The sequence below is a fragment of the Micromonospora sp. H61 genome (assembly GCF_018070325.1).
In the GTDB taxonomy this organism is placed as follows: domain Bacteria; phylum Actinomycetota; class Actinomycetes; order Mycobacteriales; family Micromonosporaceae; genus Micromonospora; species Micromonospora salmantinae.
On record NZ_JAGPXY010000247.1, the window covers coordinates 1 to 584 of the forward strand.

Here is a 584-nt window from a genome sequence, read left to right on the forward strand (position 1 = left end):
GCGACAGGCGGCGCTGGCTTTGCAGAAGGTTCCGCCCCGCGACCTTGTTCGAGACATCATCCTCGCGAAGACGGAGTTGTACAACGCCGACCTCGCGGCGTGGCAGGCGCACGGTGGCGACGACGAACCGCACCGCCGCCGGCTCGCCTCAGAGCGGCGGCGTCTGGAGCAGTTCTGCTACGACTGGCTCGGACTTAGTTGGGCGGCGGTCAAGATCCCGCCAGCCAGCACCGTGTCCAACAGCGGCATGGAGACCGTGCCGGTCGCGTTCGATGCCGTACGGCTCGAAGCCGAGCTTCGACGTCGCGTATTCGGGGAGTCGGTCATCCAGTACGTCGAGGCGGCCAACCCGTCGGCTCCGGACGACTGGTCGAATGTGGTCGTAGCCGGCAGCGACGGCAGCACGTACAAGAGCGTTATGAGCATCGACACGGCACGGGCGTTCGTCGACGACGCCGGCAGTGAAGTCGTCACGTTTAACAACTCAATCGTGTACCTCCACCTGGAGGGGCTCAACAAGCAACGACACCCGACTCCCAGCTACAGCGTTCCGATCACCCGAAGTGCGATCGACAGTCCTACCA

Annotated in this window: 1 protein-coding gene; it reads left to right on the plus strand. The window is 64.4% G+C overall.

What is annotated here, in order from left to right; all coding sequences use genetic code 11:
- On the plus strand, nucleotides 1-584 hold a 584-nt coding region (locus tag KBX08_RS33420; protein ID WP_210787734.1), incomplete at both ends, for a hypothetical protein.